Here is a 17765-nt window from a genome sequence, read left to right as displayed (position 1 = left end):
ATTCAGATCTGATAACGATTCCCAGCCCCGCGTACCCTCATCGGGTGGTGGTGTCGTAGGCCTCGATGTCGAAGCGGCGCAGCATCCGGTGGAACTTGAAGCTGAAGTCCGGCCACAGGGTGGCATTGTGCCCGTTCTCGTCGACGAACCAGCTCGTGCAGCCACCCTCCTTCCAGACCGTGCCGTCGAACTTGCGCTGCAGGTCGTGGTTGTAGGCCGCCTGGGCCTCGGCGCGGACCTCGACCGTGCGCAGTCCCCGCTGCTCGATGGTGGTCAGCGCGTCGACGATGTAGTTGATCTGCGATTCGATGGTGAAAATCGCCGAGGTGTAACTCAATGCGGAATTCGGGCCCATCATGACGAACACATTCGGGAAATTCGCGACCGCCGAACCTTTGTACGCGGTAATGGGTTCGGCGTCGAAGGTTTCCGACAATGTGCGTCCGTCGCGACCGGTGATCATGTCGTAGGTCGGCGAATCGGTGATCCGGAATCCGGTCGCCAGCACGATCGCGTCGACTTCGCGTTCGGTGCCGTCGGCGGTGACGATGGAATGCGCACGGATTTCGGCGATTCCGTCGGTGATCACGTCGACATTGTCGCGCGCGAGCGCCGGATAGTAGTCGTTGGAGATCAGCATGCGCTTGCAGCCGAGCCGGTATCCCGGGGTGACCTTGGCGCGCAGCACGGGATCGCTGATCTCCCAGCGGATCTTGGCGCGGGCCGCCAGCTGGACGATCGCGGCCGCCCAGGCGAACTTCGCCTGCCACAGCACGAACGACTCGCGCAGCCAGTAGATCGCCGTGCGCACCGCGCGCTGGGCGCCGGGAATCCGGCGGTAGGCGAAGCGTTCCAGCGCGGTGTAGCGGTGCCCGACGCGCGGCAGCACCCAGGGCGCGGACCGCTGGTAGAGGTCGAGGCGGCCGACCTCGGGGGCGATGGTGGGCACGATCTGGATGGCGGAGGCGCCGGTGCCGATCACCGCGACCCGCTTGCCCGCCAGCTCGGCCTCGTGATCCCAGGCCGCGGAGTGGAAGATCGCGCCCTGGAAGTCGTTGATGCCCTTGATGTCCGGCAGTTTGGGCGAGCTGAGCGGGCCGGCCGCAGACACCGCGAAGTCGGCGGTGAACTCACCCTGGGTGGTGGTCACGTCCCAGCGGGCGGTCTGCTCGTTCCAGCGCGCGCTGGTCACCGCGCACCCGAGCATGATCCGGTCGCGCACACCGAAACGGTCGGCGACCTCGCACATGTACCGGTGGATCTCCGGCTGGTTCGAGAACGACCGGGTCCAGTCCGGATTGAGCGCGAAGGAGTACGAGTAGAGCTGCGAGGGCACGTCGCAGCCCGCGCCGGGGTAGGTGTTGTCGCGCCAGGTGCCGCCGATCTCGTCACCGCGCTCGGCGACGACGAAATCGGTGTGCCCCTGCCGCTGCAACTGGATCGCCAGGCCCAGGCCCGCGAAACCGGCTCCCATGATCGCGACCCGGTAGTGCCGCTTGGTGGTGCTGGTGTCGGTCATCGCGTCCTCGGGGTGGTCTCGTAGGCGTCCACGTCGAAGGTGCGCAGCAACCGCCGGTACTTGAAGCTGAAATCCGGCCACAGCGTGGCGTTCTGGCCGCGCGAGTCCAGGAACCAGCTGTCGCAGCCGCCCGAGACCCACACGCTGCGGGCCATCTTGGTGTCGAGGTCGCGGTTGTAGTCGGCCTGCGCGTCCTTGCGGACCTCCACCGAGCGCAGATCGCGCGCCCGCATCGTCGCCAGCGCGTCGACCAGGTAGGCGATCTGGGATTCGATGATGTAGATCAGCGAGGTGTAGTTCAGCCCGGAGTTGGCGCCGAGCATGAGGAACAGGTTGGGGAACTCGGCGACCGCGGTGCCCTTGTAGGTCTGGTAGCCCTCGGCGTCGGCCACCTCCGACAGGGTGCGGCCCTCGCGGCCGACGTAGAGGTTGTAGGTCGGCGAGTCGGTCACGTGGAAGCCGGTGGCCAGCACGATGGCGTCGATGTCGCGCTCGGTGCCGTCCTCGGTGACGATCGAATGCGCGCGCACCTCGGCGATTCCGTCGGTGACGAGCTCGACATTGTCGCGGCCCAGGGCGGGCAGGTACTTGTTCGACACCAGCATGCGCTTGCAGCCCAGCCGGTGCTTCGGGGTGACCTTGCGCCGCAGCTCCCGATCGCGCACCTCCAGGAACATCTTCACCCTGGCCACGATCTCGAGCAGCACCGCCGCCTTCGGGTACTTGGCCTGGAACAGCACGAACAGTTCCCGGTTGGCGTAGATCATCCCGCGCAGCAGCCGCTGCAGGCCGGGCACCCGCCGGAACGCCCAGCGCTCGGCCGCGAGGTAGGGCCGGGTGGCGTGCGGCAGCACCCAGGTGGCGGTGCGCTGGTAGACGTCGAGGCGCTGCACCACGGGCGCGATCGAGGGCACGATCTGCACCGAGGACGAGCCGGTGCCGATCACCGCGGCCCGCTTGCCGGTCAGATCCGAGTCGTGGTTCCAGCGCGCGGAGTGGAAGATCTCCCCCTCGAAACCCGAGATGCCCTTGATGTCGGGCAGATTCGGCTCGCAGAGCACGCCCGCGGCCGAGACCACGACCTCGGCGGTGTAGGAACCGCGGGTCGAGCTGATCTCCCAGTGGCCCTCGGTGTCGTTCCAGCGCGCGCCGGTCATCTCGCAGCCGAACACGTGCTTGTCGCGCACGCCGTAGCGGTCGGCGACCGAGCGGATGTACTCGTGGATCTCGGCCTGCGGGGAGAACGAGCGCGACCAGTTCGGGTTCAGCGCGAACGAGTACGAGTACAGGTGGGACGGGACATCGCAGCCCGCCCCGGGATAGGTGTTGTCACGCCAGGTGCCGCCGACGTCCTCGCCGCGCTCGAGCACGACGAAGTCGGTGATGCCCTCCTGGGTGAGCCGGATGGCGGTGCCGACACCGGACAGACCACTGCCGACGATCAGTATCCGGGTGTGCCGAACTGCCCCGACGGCGTCCGCCGGGGCTGTGTGCTCGCTCATGGGTTACCTGGCTTCGTAGATGCGCTTGTGTCCCGAGATCGCCGCCAGCCGGTACGGGCGACCGGTCTGGGCCGGCGTGGCGTGGTAGGCGCCGTCGGTGGGTGCCACGGCCTCGTGCAGGGCGCGGTAGTCCTCGTAGCCGATCGGCTCGCGGGAGTCGATGGCCGCGGTGTTGGCGGCGGTGCGCAGGTGCTCGCGGTAGCCGGGAACGACCGTGCCGCTGAAGAATTCGGCGACCGCGCCGGACCCGTAGCTCAGGAAGGCCAGCGGCTTGCCGGTCAGGTCGTCGGCGTGGTCGAGCAGCGCGGCCAGGCCCAGGTACAGCGAGGCCGTGTAGCTGTTGCCGACGGTGCGGTTGTAGCGGGTGGTGAGCTCGATGGCGGCGGCGATGTCGGCGCCGTCGGCGGTGAAGCCCTGGCTCTCGAGCAGGTGCTTGTGCGCCTTGTAGGCCATCTTGGTGAAGGGCTGGTGGTAGCAGAACGCGGCGAACTCGGTGAGCTCGCGCCCGCCCTGGCGGCGGTAGTCGGTCCAGGCTTCCTGGGCGGCCTTCTGGTAGGCGTTGACCGAGGTCTTGCCGTCGACGATGGCCTCGGAGCGGTAGTTGGGCCGCCAGAAGTCCATGATGTCGGCGCTGTAGAGGCCCGACTGCGGGTCCAGCGCCACGATGGCCGGGTCGGCGCTGATCAGCATGGCCACCGCGGCCGCGCCCTGGGTGGGCTCGCCGGGGGTGTCCAGCTCGTACTTGGCGATGTCGGCGGCGATCACCAGCACCCGCTGCGACGGGTCACGGGCGATCAGGCCCGCGGCGAAGGCGATACCCGCGGTGCCGCCGTAGCAGGCCTGCTTGAGCTCGACCACACGCGCGGTGTTGGGCAGCCCGATCAGCGAATGCAGGTACAGCGCCGCAGCCTTGGACTGGTCGACGCCGGTCTCGGTGGCCAGCAGCACGGTGCGGATGTTGTCGGTGCCGTGGCGCTCCAGGATGGGCGCGGCCGCGGCCGCGGCGAGGGTGACGATGTCCTCGTCGGCGGCGGCGACGCTCATCTTCTCCTGGCCGATGCCCAGGTAGAACTTGTCGCGGTCCACCCCCAGCCGTTCGGCGAGGACCGCGTGGTCGAGGAAGTAGTGGGTGGTGGCGAAGGAGAGGTCGTGGATGCCGACCGAGGGTGTGGTCATCGTTTCGTTCCGTTGCTCGTGGTGGACCGCTCGAATTGGGTGTGGGCGCGCATCAGCTCGCCGCGATTGGTCTGGGCCGCCATCAGCGACAGCTCGCCGCACAGCACCGCCGCCGCGCCGATGACCGCCAGCCTGCGGGCGTTGGCGCCGGGCTCGCGATCGGCGCGGCAGCCCAGGCGCTCGAGGTTCTCGTCGACGAAGGAGGCGTGCTTGCCGTTGCCGACCGTGCCGACGATGAGGTTGGGCAGGGTGCACGAGAAGTACAGGTCGCCATCGCGGTCCTCGGCATGGGTGATGCCCTGGGAGCCCTCGACGATATTGGCCGCGTCCTGCCCGGTGGCCAGGTAGTAGGCCAGCAGCATGTTGGCGTAATGCGCGTTGGCGGAACGGATTCCGCCCGCCAGCAGGGTGCCGATCAGGTTCTTGCGGATATTGAGCTCCACGACCTGCGCGGCGGTGGTGTGCAGCCGCTTCTGCACTACCTCGCGCGGGATCAGCAGCTCGGTGATGACGTTCTTGCCGCGCCCGAGGATGCCGTTGACGGCGGTGGCCTTCTTGTCGGTACAGAAGTTGCCCGAGATCGAGCCGTAGCGCACGCCCGGGTAGCTCGACAGGATGTGGTCCATCAGGTGGTCGCTGGCCAGGGTCGCCATGTTGTGGCCCGAGGCGTCGCCGGTGGTGAACTCGAAGCGCAGGAACAGCAGGTTGCCCGCGATCTGGTGGTGCAGGTCGATCAGCCGCGCGAAGCGGCTGCTGCCCGAGACCACCTCCTGTAACTCCGGCAGGCGCGACTGCAACTGCTGCACGGTGGTGTAGGCGGTGAGCGCGTCGTCGGCCTCGAGCAGGATCGAGCGGGTCATCCGCTCGTCGATCAGGGTGGCCACGATGCCGCGCTCGGCCAGCGTGGAGATCTTGGCGCCGCGCCCGACCGAGGGCCACAGGGGCGTCTCGTAGGTCGCCAGCGGGACCTCCACGGCGTCGTCGACGACGTTGCCGGTAATGCGCAGCGGCCCCACCCATTGCAGCGGGACGGCTGCATACGACATGTCATTCATGGGTGACTCCTTCTCGATCCTTCGATTCACGCCACCAGGGGCTCCGGTGGGCAAGGGCGGCCGCGTCGATCCCGCGCAGTGCGCAGAACGCCGCCAGCTCGCCGCTGATCAGCACGTCACACCCGGCCAGGTCGGCCGGGGTGTGCGCGCCGAGCACGGTCATGATGCTGCGCAGCTGGGTCAGCCAGGTGCCGATGGTGCCGATCAGCGCCTCGGTGTCGTTGCTGACCAGGGTCTCCAGGAACACCCCGGCCACGCCGGTGGCGGTGGCGCCCAGCGCCAGGGCGCGCGCGACGTCGAGCGGGGTGCGGATGCCACCCGAGGCGGCGATGTCGATCCCGTCCAGGCCGGCGCAGTCCAGCAGGCAGGCCGGAGTGGACTGGCCCCAGTTCTCGATGAACGCGAAGTCCGCCGCGGCGCGCCGGTCGTTCTCGATGCGGGCGAAGTTGGTGCCGCCGCGTCCACCGACATCGGCGACCGCCACGCCCGCGGCGCGCAGCCAGCTCACGGTCTGCCTGCTCAGCCCGAAGCCGACCTCCTTGACGACCACCGGCACGTCCACCGCGGCGACGATCTCCTCGATCCGCGCGGGCCAGGCGTCGAAGGCGCGGTCGCCCTCGGGCATGACCACCTCCTGCACGGCGTTGAGGTGGATCTGCAGCGCGTCGGCCTCGAGCAGCTCGATCGCCCGGTGCACCTGGTCGACGGTGGCGTTGGCGTTGACATTGGCCAGCACGAACCCGTCGGGGTTCTCCGCGCGCAGCACCCGGTAGGTCGGCGCGATGGCGTCGTCGCGGAAGTAGGCGCTCATCGAGCCCGAGGCGATCGGGATACCGGTCTCGCGGGCGGCGATGGCCAGCTGGCGGTTGATCTCGCCGGTGTGGGCGCTGCCGCCGGTCATCGCGTTGACGTAGAGCGGGGTGTCCCAGCGCTTTCCGGCGAACTCGACACCCAGCGACACGTCCCGGCTGTCGATCCCGGCCAGCGCGTGGTGCACGAAGGCCACCGAGTCGAAGTCGTTGCCGCCGGTGACGCCGCGGCGGTGGGCCACCGCGTGGCGCACGTGGTCGTCTTTGCGGTCACCGATCACTGGCTGTCTCCCTCGAACGGATGGGTGCGCAGCGGCAGCGGCCGGATGCCCGCGCCGATCCAGCGCTCGGTCAGTGCGGTGATCGCGGTGTCGCGGGTGCGGTCGATGAGCGCGATCCCGCAGTCACCGCCGCCCGCGCCGGAGGGCTTGGCCGCGGCGCCCACGGCGGCACCCGCCGCGCACAGCGCACGCAGGCGGTCGGTCATGATGCCCAGGCCGGTGCCCGCGTCCAGGTCGAGCAGCAGTTCGCGGGCGCAGTCGATCTCCGCGCAGACGGCGGCGGCGTCGGCGGATTCGATCGCGGTCACCAGCCGCTCGACGCAGTCGTTGCTGCGCAGCAGGAAGTGCGCCCGCTCCCCCGGCCGCTGCTGCCGCTCGCCGAGCCCGGCGACCAGGGCCGGGGTGGAGGCCGGGCTGCCGGTCCAGCCGACCTGCAGGGCCAGCTCGGTCGGGGTGCGCAGCGGCCGCACCGACAGGCCGGGCCAGGGCGAGCGCAGGGCGGTGTCGACCCCACCCTCGGCCAGTTCGGCGACGTGGGCGCGGTCGGGTGAGGCGTAGGCCAGCCAGCCGCCCCACGTGCTCACCGCGACGTCGCCGCCGGAGGCCCGCGGGTTGACCGCCAGGGTGGCGAGCATGGCCAGCCGGTAGCGGTCCATGGTGTTGAGGCCGAGGCCGTGGAAGCGGCCCAGCGCGTCGACGGTGGCCACGGTCACCGCGGCGCTGGAGCCGAGGCCGAACTTGCGGCCGTCGCTGTCACCGAGTTCGGCGCGGACCTCGAGGTCGTAGTGGCCAGTCTCGATGCCGCGTTCGGCGCACAGGCGGTCGAGGATGCGGGCGGCGGCGAAGACGTAGGCGAAGGCGGGCGGGACCGTGCCGTCGTCGGTGCCGGGGGTCAATCCGTCACCGTGACGTCGGCAGGTCAAGCTGACGCCGCCGTCGAGATCGGAGCGCAGGGTCGTCGCGGCGGCCGGGGTCACCGTGGCGGTGGCGTAGCGGTCCACGGCGGTGAGCACCGCGCGGTGGCCCGGTTCGACCACGGCGTACTCCCCGGCGATGAACAGCTTGCCCGGCGCGCGACAGCTGATCACCGGTCGCCGCCCGCGCTGAGCGTGGCGCCGGGACCGATGTGCGCGATCCGGGTGGTGACGAAGTCACCGAGGAAATCCAGGGTGGCGGCCACGTGCGGGGCATCCGCACGACTGCACAGCACCTTCACGTTGGGGCCCGCGTCCATGGTGGCGTAGGCGGCGATCCCGTCGGCGCGCAGTGCCAGCACCGCGTCCAGCACGGTGAGCGAGTGCGGGGACAGGTAGCGGATGCCGGGGCGCGCGGCGAGCATGGTCGCGTGCATGCCCAGGGCGTTGCGCTCGGCGATCTCGCCGATGGCGGGCAGGTCGCGGCGCTGCACCGCGGCGCGCATCTCGGCCAGGTCGGCGCGCGAGGACTCCGCCCACGGCCGGTACAGCGGCGAGGTCGCGGTGGTGCTACGCATGGCGTCGCGGCTGGAGACCGCCTTGGCGCCCGCCTCCACGACGGCCACCACCAGCGCGGGATCGAGATCGTCGCCACCGATCGGCTCGGCGAAGGAGCTCAGGTCGCCTGCCTCGCCGTCGCCCTCGCCCTCGTGCCACACCACGAAGCCGCCGAAGATCGAGCGCGAGGCCGAGCCGGAGCCGCGCCGGGCCAGCCGCGACAGCGCGCGGCCGTCGTTGTCGAGGCCGTAGGCGGCCGCGGCGGCGGTGGCCAGGGCCGCGAAGCCGCTCGCCGAGGAGGCCAGGCCGGCACCGGTGGGTCCGGCGTTGGCGGTGATCACTTCGGCGCGCTCGGCGCGCCCGGCCTTGGCGCGCACCAGGTCGAGGAACTTCTCGATGCGGGTGTGCGCGGTGCCGGTGGCCGCGGCGCCGTTGAATTCGACGGCGTCGGTGGGGCCGTCGATCAGGCGCACCGAGGTGGTGGTGGGGAAGATGTCCAGCGTCATCGACAGGCTGCCGGTGACCGGCAGGAACAGCGCTTCGTCACGCTTGCCCCAGTACTTCACCAGGGCGATGTTGGGATACGCGACGGCGGTGGCGGCACCGTCGGTGGCGGGAGAGGTCATGAGGGGATACCGCGTTCCGGGGTCGAGGCGGACAGGGACAGGGCGCCCGCGCGCAGCCCGGCGGTGCGGACCGTCCAGGTCTGCACCGCACCGGCGCGGCGCAGCGCGGTGCTCACCGCGGGGGCGGCGTCGGTGTCGGTGAGCGCGAGCACACAGCCACCCAGGCCCGCGCCGGTGAGCTTGGCGCCGTGGGCGCCCGCGGCCAGCGCGGCGGCGACCAGGGTGTCGATGTGCGGGGTGCTCACGCCGAGTTCGCCCAGCAGGTCCTGGAATTCGAGCATCGTGGCGCCCAGGGTGCGGGTCTGCCCGGCCGAGAGCGCACCGGCACCGGCGTCGATGAGTTCGGCGGCGCGGTCCAGCAGCCGCCGCGCGGCGCGCGGGTCGGCGGCCAGCCTGCGGCGCACATCGGCGACCGCCTGCTGGGTGGACCCGGAGACGCCGGTGTCGGCGATCACCAGGGCCGCGTCCATGCCGACGTCGATCGGCCGGGCGGTGCCCGCGTGGAACCGGATCGGCCCGTCGGCCAGAACCGCGCTGGCGTCGATGCCGCTGGCCCGGCCGTGGGCCACCTGCTCGCCGCACTGCACCAGGTCGTAGAGCGCCGCCGGGTCCAGCTCGCGGCCGTACAGATCGGCGACCGCGCGCACCGCGGCCCCCGCGCAGGCCGCGCTGGAACCGAGGCCGCGGGCCAGTGGAATGTCGCAGTAGACCACGACTTCCACGGTCTCGGCCTCGATCCCCCAGCGCCGCAACGCCTCCTCGACCGCGACGCGCGGCCCGGAGGGGGTCGGCGTGGCGGGCGCGGCGGCTCCGGCGAGGAATCCGAACGATCCCGACGCGGCGATCCCGGACCCGGTGGTGGGCCGGGCCACCGCCCGCACCGGCAGGGCGGGCAGCGGGAGAGCGATCGCCGGCGTACCGTGCACGACGGTGTGTTCGCCGAGCAGGATCGCCTTGGCGACGGCCTGCCCGGTGCCCTGCGCCAGGGCGGTCGCTGGGGAGTTGTGTCTCACGTCGTTTCCTCTCCGAACTCCGGCGGGCAGGGTGGCTATGGCTCGCGCGGCGTACGGTTCAGCAGACTACGCACCGAGGGGAAGAAAGCGGGAACATGCGCCGCGTAGGCGCGGTAGGAAGCGCCGAAGCGGGCGATCAGATCACGCTCCTCGAGATAGGTGCCGAGCACGATGTATCCGGTCAGGCCGAGCGCCCACACCAGGTGCCCGACGGTGAACTCACTGGCGAACCAGAAAGAGACGAGCAATCCGGTCATCAGCGGGTGCCGCACCAGTTTATAGACCCCGTTGACCTGCAGGCGATCGACAGTGGCGTCCGGCACACGGATGACGTACTGCCGGTAGGCCTGGCTGATGCCGAGCAGGTGGAAATGGTTCAGCAGCAGCGTCGCCGCGTACACCAGCACGAAACCGATCCAGAACCCGGCGTCGAGGGCGAGTCCGAGGGTCCCCTCGGCCGACCACAGCACCTGCGGGATCGGCTGCCAGGCCAGCATGATCGTCCACATGACCAGGCAGACCATGAAGATGTAGACCGTGCGCTCGAGCGCCTCGGGCACCCAGCGGGTGACGAAGGCCTTGAACGAGGGCCGGGCCATGCCCGAGTGCTGCAGACCGAACAGCGCCAGCAGCACCACGTCGACGACCAGGGCGGGCACCGTGGACAGGTGCGGCCCGCGGTCGACGGTCTTGGGCAGCCACCAGCCGCCCGCGAAGAGCAGCATCAGCGGCACGGTGATGCCCGCGATGCCGTAGACGGTGAACGAGATCAGGAAGGGGACCAGCCGCGCGGGGGTGCTCAGCACGCCCCGCGCCTGCTCGGGAGTGATCAGATCCATGCGAACCACGGCAGGTATTTGGACCGGACGGTGCCCTCTTCCAGCCGCTTCTCCAGCTTGGCCTTCCACTGGGTGCCGAACTTCTCGTTGAGGAAGCCGCCGGGCCAGAACAGCCGCCAGCCGGACTGCGCGACCATCCAGTACGGCACGATGACGCCGGGATCGACATCACGCATGTAGGCCATCTTGTCCGGGATCTGGCTCCAGTGCACGCCCGGGTAGCGGTGGTGCACGCTGTGGTAGCCCTGGTTGAAGATCAGGAAGTTCAGGATGTTGCCCGCGTTGTTGAGCGAGCTGCTCGGCTCGTCGGAGAAGCCGCGGGCGGGGGCGTGGCTGAGCCAGGCGAAGTAGCCGGCGTTGACCTGGGTGATGAAGAACGGCACCCAGTAGAACAGCACGAAGCGCTCGGTACCCGCGACGTACCAGACACCGGCGATCACGGCGGTGTAGACGATCAGGTCGAAGATGAACTGGTGGCGGGTGCGGCGCCGGCGCGGTGCCGGGTTGGCGGCGAACACCGTCTTGACGGTGTGGAGCTTGACGATGGTGCCGTAGCGGACCCAGTACCAGATCGCGGGCAGGCCCTTCTCCATACCGGTGGTCGCGGTGACGTCACCGGGGCCGTCGTTGAACCGGTGATGGTTGAGCACGTGCACCTCGCGCATCTCCGCGGCGGTGAGGTTGCCGGGCAGACAGCACAGGATGTCGACGACCCGGTTCGGGAACTTCGCCACGAACAGCGGCCGGTGGGTGTGCATGTGCATCACGCCGATGGTCAGCGAGAGGTTCAGCAGCGAGAGCACGATGATCAGCGGGATCGCGATGTACCAGTTCCCGGCGATCGGCACGAACAGGCCCGCCGCGGTCATGCCCATCCACAGCGCGATGTGCAGCAGCGGCCCGATGTTCGAGGCGTACTCGAGCTTGAACACCCGCCGGGAGAACGGGATCTGTTCGGACGAGGTGACATTTGTTCCGGTGCTCACAGCAGAGCTCCTTGGTTAGTGGTGACAGTGGGACTGGGAGCGAGGGCGGCGAGCTGGAGTCGCGAGGCGAGCGCGAGCATCGCCTCGGGCTGATGGGAGGGGACCCGTTCCATCGCGCCGAAGGCCAGATGATCGGCGATCATCATGGTGCGGATCTGCGCGTCGGGCAGTTCGCCGGTGAGCGGCTCCTCCGGCAGGGTCTGCACGAGCGCGAAGGTGGTGTCCACGATCAGCGGCACCAGTGAGGTCTGCCCGCCCACCGGGTCGGCGGCGGCGAGCACATCGGTGCCGCGGCCGGCACCGGCGGCGAATTCCGGTGCGGCGTCGAGCATCTGGTGGATGGCTCCGTCGGCGGTGCGGCGCAGCCGCTCGAGCATCTTCGTCCAGTAGACCGGCGAGCAGGCCGCGGCCGCGGCGGCGGCGACCGGGCGCCGGTAGGGCGAGGGCGCCCCGACGACCTTGCACAGGAACGCGTTGGTGGTGATGGTCATGTAGGCCATGGCCGCGCGGGCACCGCGGCTCGGCGTGCCGGGACCGAGGCGGGCGAGCAGCGCGAAGCCGCCCAGCGCGGGGGTCAGCAGCTGCAGCATCACCGTGCGGGTGAGTTCCTCGCGGTCGGTCACGCCGTAGATCTCGAACTCGTTGTCGCGCAGGTCGTTGGCCGACTGGGCGATCACGGCCACGCAGCCGGTGAGCTCGCGCAGGTCGTCCTCGGGCAGCACCCCGTCGGCGACCAGCGTGCACGCGTAGTGGGTCACCCGGCCGAGCACGCCCTCGCCGTAGGCCTGGCGCGGGATCGCGGACTCGATATTGCGGGCCATCACGTCGGCGATGTCCACCAGCACACTGGCCACCCGGGCGCGCCCGTCGGCCGAGAGCGCGGTGATCAGCGCCTTGATATCGGCGATGCGGGCGGCCAGCACCCGGTCGACGGCCTCGCTGTCACGGGCTTCGGTGGCGACGGTGGGCAGTGCCGCCGGGGCGGTGGCACTGCGTCCGGCCAGGTAGTCGGCGGCCGCGCGGACCGCCTCGGCGGCGGTGTCGCGGTCGGCGAGGTCCTCGTAGGCGTCGAGCACACGGCAGGCCAGCAGGGCCGCGGTGGCCTCGTCGCGCTGGTGGGCGGGCAGGAAGCCGACCGAGATGCCGAGGTTGCGCCCGGCCGGGATCAGGGCCAGCCGGGCCAGCTCGGCGGGCGTCGCGGCCGCGCGCAACGCGGCGATGTCGGGGGCACGGCGCAGTGTCCGCAGCCCGCGGATCAGCGTGCCCACTCGGGTCCCGCTCATCGCGAGATCACCTCCTGCAGGAGTTCGCGCAGGTCCTCGCGCGCGGGGGACGGGGGGAACACCTCGAGCGCCTTGCTCGCGGTCTCGACGGCGGAGATCGCCACCGAGCGGGCGGCCTGGGTGGCGCCGCTGTCGACCAGGTCGTCCTGCAGGGTGGTGCTCGGCGTCGCCGGGTCGAGCCACAGCTGCTCGGCGCCCGGGCGCAGGCCGAGCCATTCGATCACCGGCCAGGTCGGCACGCGGCGTTCCAGATCGCCGCCCGCGTCCTTGCCCAGGGCCGGGCCGCCTTCGATGTCGCGGACGTCGTCCATGATCTGGAAGGCCATCGCGAGCTGGTCGGCGTACTCCATCAGCGCGTGCAGCCGTTCGATCTCCACGCCACCGGCGGTGCCGCCGTAGGAACAGGACAGGCGGAACAGCGTGCCGGTCTTGGCGGCGGCCACCGTCTCGTAGTGGCGGCGCAGCGCGGCCTGGTCGACCGCGGGCGGCAGGGTCTCGATGAGCTGGCCGTAGGACAGGTCCGAGAGCCGGTCGGCGTAGGTGATGCCGGGTGCCTGCCCGACCCCGGCGAAGACCACCGGGTTGTCGGCCAGTACCCGCGCGACGACCTGCAGGCCGGCGCCGGCCAGGTGGAATCCGGCCCTGGCCGAGATCCGCACCCCGAAGGCGGCGGGCACCGACGGGGCACCGCGCCGCAGCAGGGATCCGTCACAGATGTCGTCGTGGACCAGCGAGGACTCGTGGAACATCTCCATCGCGCAGGCCAGGTCGACCGCGTCGGCGGGCGAGGTCGCGGCCTGGCCCGCCTCGGGCAGCAGTCCCGCCGACGCCAGTACCAGGCGGGCACGCACGCGCTTGCCCGGCGCGGCCAGGATGTGCCGGTAGATGGCGTCGAAATCCGCACCGGTGAGCAGGATTTCGCGCAACCGGGCGGTGACCAGCGGTAGCTGGTCCTGCGGTGACGGTCTCGCGATGACCGCCACCTGCTCGCCCGAGTGCTCCCGGGGTTCGGACGGTAGCGCGTGATTGTCCATAGCGCTGAACTCCTTTGGTGTGGTCACGACGGCAGTCGGCTGTATCCCGGCGCTGAACCGGAGCAGAGGGAGGGAGGGGGCGGAGTCGTCACCGGGTATCGACATCTCGTTGCTGCCGGGCCGGAGGATCTCGGTCGCCTGGAGGTGCCGAAAGTATCGTAGCGAGGCATCCAATCGTCAAGTGTTACAACGAGTTTCGCGTATTTGTTGTGACAGACCGTAGTCGCAAATGTGCGTATGTCAACTCGATTACCTCGAGATACCTTGCGGCGCAACGTTTTTCGCATGCGGCAGCGCAAGGGTGACACGCGATGTCGTGCCGGTGATGAACGGCGATGAACGCGCACAACGCGTTCGCTGGGTCAGGGGTCGGTGGATACCGAAGGGTGTGGGAGCCACGACATTGTGGCCGACACGGCTCTACTCGCCGGTAACCAAACAAATAGCACTCCGTGCGCGCCGACGCGAACCGAGAAGACACCATGGGGAGATCTCCCGAACGCGCCCGCCGGCCCGTTTGGCACATTTCCCAGAACAGCCCGGCGATTCGCCCGCGTTACAGTGGGCAGCATCACATTTTTCGATATCCCCTGTGGCAGTAGACATTTCGACACCACTTGTAAAGAGCTCCCAGCGCGCCTCATTTCGGCGCGCCCCCCGACACGCTTGACAGCCCCCCGCCGACGCAGGACCATGCCCCCATCCGGCAGATTGTGACCCCGGACACACTCACTGCCCAGGAGGACGCTCATGACCGACGCCGTCCCGCCGACCCACGGTCCCCGCCCGGTCGCCGCGCCCCGGGGGCCGCGACTGCACACGCGCGGCTGGCCGCAGGAGGGCGCGCTGCGGATGCTGATGAACAACCTCGATCCCGAGGTCGCCGAACGCCCCGACGACCTGGTCGTCTACGGCGGCACCGGCCGCGCGGCCCGCGACTGGGCGGCCTACGACGCCATCGTGCGCACCCTCGAGACCCTCGGCTCCGACGAGACCCTGCTGGTGCAGTCGGGAAAGCCGGTCGGGGTGTTCCGCACGCACGAATGGGCGCCGCGGGTACTGCTGGCCAACTCGAATCTGGTCGGCGACTGGGCGAACTGGGAGGAATTCCGCAGGCTGGAGCGGCTGGGCCTGATGATGTACGGCCAGATGACCGCCGGTTCCTGGATCTACATCGGCAGCCAGGGCATCCTGCAGGGCACCTACGAGACCTTCGGCGCGGTGGCGCGCAAACGCTTCGGCGGCACCCTGGCGGGCACCATCACCCTGACCGCGGGGCTGGGCGGTATGGGCGGTGCGCAACCGCTGGCGATCACCATGAACGAGGGCGTGGCGCTGTGTGTGGAGTGTGATCCCGCACGGATCGAGCGCCGGATCGCGCACGGCTACCTCGACACGATGGCCGAATCACCGGAACAGGCGCTGGCCCTGGCGATCACGGCCCGCGACGAACGGCGTGCGCTCTCGATCGGCGTGGTGGGCAATGCCGCCGAGGTGTTCCCCCGGCTGCTGGCCATGGACGCGCCGATCGACATCGTCACCGACCAGACCTCCGCGCACGACCCGCTGTCGTATCTGCCGCTCGGCGTCGCCCTCGAGGACTGGCATCGCCTGGCCGAGAAGGACCCGGCCTGGTTCACCGCCGAGGCGCAGGCGTCGATGGCCGCGCAGGTCGCGGCGATGGCCGGCTTCCTGGACCGGGGCGCGGAGGTGTTCGACTACGGCAACTCGATCCGCGACGAGGCCCGCAAGGGCGGGTGCGAGCGGGCCTTCGCCTTCCCCGGCTTCGTGCCCGCCTATATCCGGCCGCTGTTCGAGGAGGGGCGCGGCCCGTTCCGGTGGGTGGCGCTCTCGGGCGATCCGGCCGATATCGCCGCCACCGACCGCGCCATCCTGGAGCTGTTCCCCGGCGACGAGCATCTGCGCCGCTGGCTCACCCTGGCCGGGGAGAAGGTGCGGTTCGAGGGCCTGCCCGCCCGCATCTGCTGGCTCGGCTACGGCGAACGGCACCGGGCCGGGCTGCGCTTCAACGAGATGGTCGCCACCGGGGAACTGTCGGCGCCACTGGCCATCGGCCGCGACCACCTCGACGCCGGGTCGGTCGCCTCGCCCTACCGCGAGACCGAGGCGATGGCCGACGGGTCCGACGCGGTCGCCGACTGGCCGCTGCTCAACGCCCTGCTCAACACCGCCTCCGGCGCCTCGTGGGTGTCGATCCACCACGGCGGCGGGGTGGGCATGGGCCGGTCCCTGCACGCCGGGCAGGTCTGTATCGCCGACGGCACCGAACTGGCGGCGCGCAAGCTCGAGCGGGTCCTCACCAACGATCCGGGCTCGGGGGTGATCCGGCACGTCGACGCGGGGTACGAGCACGCCGCCGAGGTCGCCCGTACGCGCGGCGTGCGTATCCCGATGTGGGAGAGCTGAATCCGCTACAGCGGCATGAGGCGGTGTTTGCGCGGACCGTGGCGCACGGTCTTGTCGCGCAGCAGGTGCAGGGCCTTGCGGATCTCGCGGCGGGTGGCCGAGGGCTCGATGACGGCGTCGATGTAGCCGCGTTCGGCGGCGGTCCACGGGGTGGCGATGGTGGCGTTGTAGAAGTCCACCATCTGCGCGCGCAGCGCGGGCCGGTCGGCCTCGGGGGTGGCGTCGAGGGTGCGGCGCTGGGTCAGGCCGACGGCCGCCTCGGCACCCATCACCGCGATCCGCGCGGTCGGCCAGGCCAGGTTCACGTCGCCGCCGAGCTGTTTGCAGCCCATCACCGCGTACCCGCCGCCGTAGGCCTTGCGCACGACCACGGTGACGATGGGCACGGTGGCCTCGACGACGGCGTAGAAGAACCGGCCGCCCCGTTTGATCACGCCGATCTTCTCCTCCTCCACGCCGGGCAGCACGCCGGGGGTGTCGACGACGAAGATCAGCGGCAGGCCGAAGGCGTCGCAGAGGCGGATGAAGTGGGCGGCCTTGTCCGAGGCGCGCGCGTCGATGGCGCCGCTGGCGACCAGCGGCTGATTGGCGACCACGCCGACGCTGCGCCCGTCGACCCGGGCGAAGCCGGTGATCAGGTTGCGGGCGGCGTTCTCGCCCATCTCGTGGAACTCGCCGTCGTCGAAGACGCGCAGCAGCACGTCGTACATGTCGTAGCCGGCGCGGTCGGAATCCGGGATGAGCGTGTCGAGTTCGCGGTCGGCGGCGGTGAGTCCGGGTTCGAGGCCGGGGTTGATCACCGGCGGCTGTTCGAAGCAGCTCGTCGGCATGTAGCCCAGATAGGTTCTGGCCCAGGCGAAGGCGCTCGCCTCGTCCGGGGCGACGTGGTGGATGTTGCCGCGCTCGGCCTGGTGGTAGGCGCCGCCGAGTTCGTCGAGGGTGACCTCCTCGCCGGTGGTCTCGCGGATGATCTCCGGCCCGGTGACGAACATGTACGCCGACTCGGTGGCGATGAGTACGTCGGTGTTGATCGGTGAGTACACCGCTCCCGCCGCGCACTTGCCCAGCATGATCGAGACCTGCGGCACCACGCCGGACAGCCGCAGCTGTTTGCGGCTCATCGCCGCGTACCAGGCCAGCGAGGTGACCGCGTCCTGCACGCGCGCGCCGCCGGAGTCGTTGATCGCCACGAAGGGGCAGCCGATGTCGGCGGCGGCGTCCATGGCCGCGGAGACCTTGCGCCCGAACATCTCTCCGACCGAGCCGCCGAAAACCGTTTGGTCGTGGGCGATCACCACCACGGGTCGGCCCTCGACGGTGCCGCGTCCGGTGACCACGCCGTCGCCGTAGAGGGCGTTCGCGGTGGCGGGTTGCCGTACCAGCGCACCGATTTCGACGAAACTGCCCGGGTCGAGCAGCATGTCGATCCGCTCGCGGGGCCCCGGAATCCCCTTGGCCGCCCGCTTCGCCACCCCCGCGGCCCCCGAGGGCTCGCGGGCGGCGGCCAGGTTCCGGTGCAGCAGTTCGAGTTTCGCGGCTGTCGTGGTCTCCACGGGTGCATCCTTCCGACTCGTACGCGGGGTGCCTGTGCCAGCGCACCATAGCCGGTCGAACGGGTGGTCACGGCCGACGCGACGGCGGTGGATGCGGGTTTTTCCCGGGACGGAGCGGGAGCGGAAGAAGCGGAACAGGAGGAACACGCTCCTTTCCACTTTCAATATATAGCGGATACCGGGGCTTGCG

14 protein-coding genes are annotated in these 17765 nt (G+C 70.3%); 1 reads left to right on the top strand and 13 read right to left on the bottom strand.

Annotated elements, in window-relative coordinates:
• Positions 1 to 37: 37 nt before the first annotated feature.
• Genes ACWEMY_RS15150 through ACWEMY_RS15095 form a run of 12 tightly spaced genes read right to left on the bottom strand, consistent with a single transcriptional unit; the run spans position 38 to position 13595 of the window.
• Positions 38 to 1519, bottom strand: coding sequence for a flavin-containing monooxygenase (locus ACWEMY_RS15150; protein WP_452390498.1), 1482 nt, complete (start codon positions 1517 to 1519; stop codon positions 38 to 40).
• Positions 1516 to 3021, bottom strand: coding sequence for a flavin-containing monooxygenase (locus ACWEMY_RS15145; protein WP_452390497.1), 1506 nt, complete (start codon positions 3019 to 3021; stop codon positions 1516 to 1518). Before ACWEMY_RS15145 ends, ACWEMY_RS15150 begins: the two co-directional genes overlap by 4 nt.
• 3 nt (positions 3022 to 3024) lie before the next feature.
• Complete coding sequence (locus ACWEMY_RS15140; protein WP_452390496.1) at positions 3025 to 4197, bottom strand: hydroxymethylglutaryl-CoA synthase; 1173 nt, start codon at positions 4195 to 4197, stop codon at positions 3025 to 3027.
• Positions 4194 to 5252: a hydroxymethylglutaryl-CoA reductase gene (locus tag ACWEMY_RS15135; RefSeq protein WP_375928319.1), complete on the bottom strand. Its 1059-nt coding sequence runs from the start codon at positions 5250 to 5252 to the stop codon at positions 4194 to 4196. Before ACWEMY_RS15135 ends, ACWEMY_RS15140 begins: the two co-directional genes overlap by 4 nt.
• Positions 5245 to 6342, bottom strand: a complete 1098-nt coding sequence (gene fni / locus ACWEMY_RS15130) for a type 2 isopentenyl-diphosphate Delta-isomerase (RefSeq protein ID WP_375928321.1) — start codon at positions 6340 to 6342, stop codon at positions 5245 to 5247. The genes ACWEMY_RS15135 and fni overlap by 8 nt, the downstream gene beginning before the upstream one ends.
• Complete coding sequence (locus ACWEMY_RS15125) at positions 6339 to 7430, bottom strand: phosphomevalonate kinase (protein ID WP_452390495.1); 1092 nt, start codon at positions 7428 to 7430, stop codon at positions 6339 to 6341. Before ACWEMY_RS15125 ends, fni begins: the two co-directional genes overlap by 4 nt.
• Complete coding sequence (mvaD, locus tag ACWEMY_RS15120) at positions 7427 to 8440, bottom strand: diphosphomevalonate decarboxylase (protein ID WP_375928324.1); 1014 nt, start codon at positions 8438 to 8440, stop codon at positions 7427 to 7429. The genes ACWEMY_RS15125 and mvaD overlap by 4 nt, the downstream gene beginning before the upstream one ends.
• Positions 8437 to 9453 (bottom strand): mevalonate kinase, encoded by a 1017-nt coding sequence (mvk, locus tag ACWEMY_RS15115; RefSeq protein WP_452390494.1) that lies wholly within the window; start codon positions 9451 to 9453, stop codon positions 8437 to 8439. The genes mvaD and mvk overlap by 4 nt, the downstream gene beginning before the upstream one ends.
• A gap of 35 nt (positions 9454 to 9488) precedes the next feature.
• Positions 9489 to 10292 carry a methyltransferase family protein gene (locus ACWEMY_RS15110; RefSeq protein ID WP_452390493.1) on the bottom strand — a complete coding sequence of 268 codons (804 nt, stop codon included), beginning with the start codon at positions 10290 to 10292 and terminating at the stop codon, positions 9489 to 9491.
• Entirely contained in the window at positions 10283 to 11278 is a 996-nt protein-coding gene (locus ACWEMY_RS15105) for a fatty acid desaturase (protein ID WP_375928330.1), read from the bottom strand. The genes ACWEMY_RS15110 and ACWEMY_RS15105 overlap by 10 nt, the downstream gene beginning before the upstream one ends.
• Positions 11275 to 12561 (bottom strand): hypothetical protein, encoded by a 1287-nt coding sequence (locus ACWEMY_RS15100; RefSeq protein WP_452390492.1) that lies wholly within the window; start codon positions 12559 to 12561, stop codon positions 11275 to 11277. Before ACWEMY_RS15100 ends, ACWEMY_RS15105 begins: the two co-directional genes overlap by 4 nt.
• A complete protein-coding gene (locus ACWEMY_RS15095; RefSeq protein ID WP_375928334.1) occupies positions 12558 to 13595 on the bottom strand; it encodes a polyprenyl synthetase family protein in 1038 nt (345 codons plus the stop codon). The genes ACWEMY_RS15100 and ACWEMY_RS15095 overlap by 4 nt, the downstream gene beginning before the upstream one ends.
• 750 nt (positions 13596 to 14345) lie before the next feature.
• Here ACWEMY_RS15095 and hutU point away from each other — a divergent pair.
• On the top strand, positions 14346 to 16022 hold the full coding sequence (gene hutU / locus ACWEMY_RS15090) for a urocanate hydratase (RefSeq protein ID WP_452390491.1): 1677 nt from the start codon (positions 14346 to 14348) through the stop codon (positions 16020 to 16022).
• A gap of 5 nt (positions 16023 to 16027) precedes the next feature.
• Here hutU and ACWEMY_RS15085 read toward each other — a convergent pair whose 3' ends face one another.
• Complete coding sequence (locus tag ACWEMY_RS15085) at positions 16028 to 17575, bottom strand: acyl-CoA carboxylase subunit beta (protein WP_452390490.1); 1548 nt, start codon at positions 17573 to 17575, stop codon at positions 16028 to 16030.
• Positions 17576 to 17765: the final 190 nt, after the last annotated feature.

It is taken from the genome of Nocardia sp. NPDC004415, assembly GCF_053602435.1.
Note: the sequence above shows the minus strand (reverse complement) of the source record. Positions and strands in the feature narration are given on the sequence as shown.

What these genes read in the sequence shown, in the direction of transcription:
- ACWEMY_RS15095 (WP_375928334.1), bottom strand. Translation starts at nt 13,595, where the DNA reads ATGGACAATCACGCGCTACCGTCCGAACCCCGGGAGCACTCGGGCGAG.
- ACWEMY_RS15100 (WP_452390492.1), bottom strand. Translation starts at nt 12,561, where the DNA reads ATGAGCGGGACCCGAGTGGGCACGCTGATCCGCGGGCTGCGGACACTG.
- mvaD (WP_375928324.1), bottom strand. Translation starts at nt 8,440, where the DNA reads ATGACCTCTCCCGCCACCGACGGTGCCGCCACCGCCGTCGCGTATCCC.
- ACWEMY_RS15135 (WP_375928319.1), bottom strand. Translation starts at nt 5,252, where the DNA reads ATGAATGACATGTCGTATGCAGCCGTCCCGCTGCAATGGGTGGGGCCG.
- ACWEMY_RS15145 (WP_452390497.1), bottom strand. Translation starts at nt 3,021, where the DNA reads ATGAGCGAGCACACAGCCCCGGCGGACGCCGTCGGGGCAGTTCGGCAC.
- ACWEMY_RS15110 (WP_452390493.1), bottom strand. Translation starts at nt 10,292, where the DNA reads ATGGATCTGATCACTCCCGAGCAGGCGCGGGGCGTGCTGAGCACCCCC.
- hutU (WP_452390491.1), top strand. Translation starts at nt 14,346, where the DNA reads ATGACCGACGCCGTCCCGCCGACCCACGGTCCCCGCCCGGTCGCCGCG.
- ACWEMY_RS15150 (WP_452390498.1), bottom strand. Translation starts at nt 1,519, where the DNA reads ATGACCGACACCAGCACCACCAAGCGGCACTACCGGGTCGCGATCATG.
- ACWEMY_RS15140 (WP_452390496.1), bottom strand. Translation starts at nt 4,197, where the DNA reads ATGACCACACCCTCGGTCGGCATCCACGACCTCTCCTTCGCCACCACC.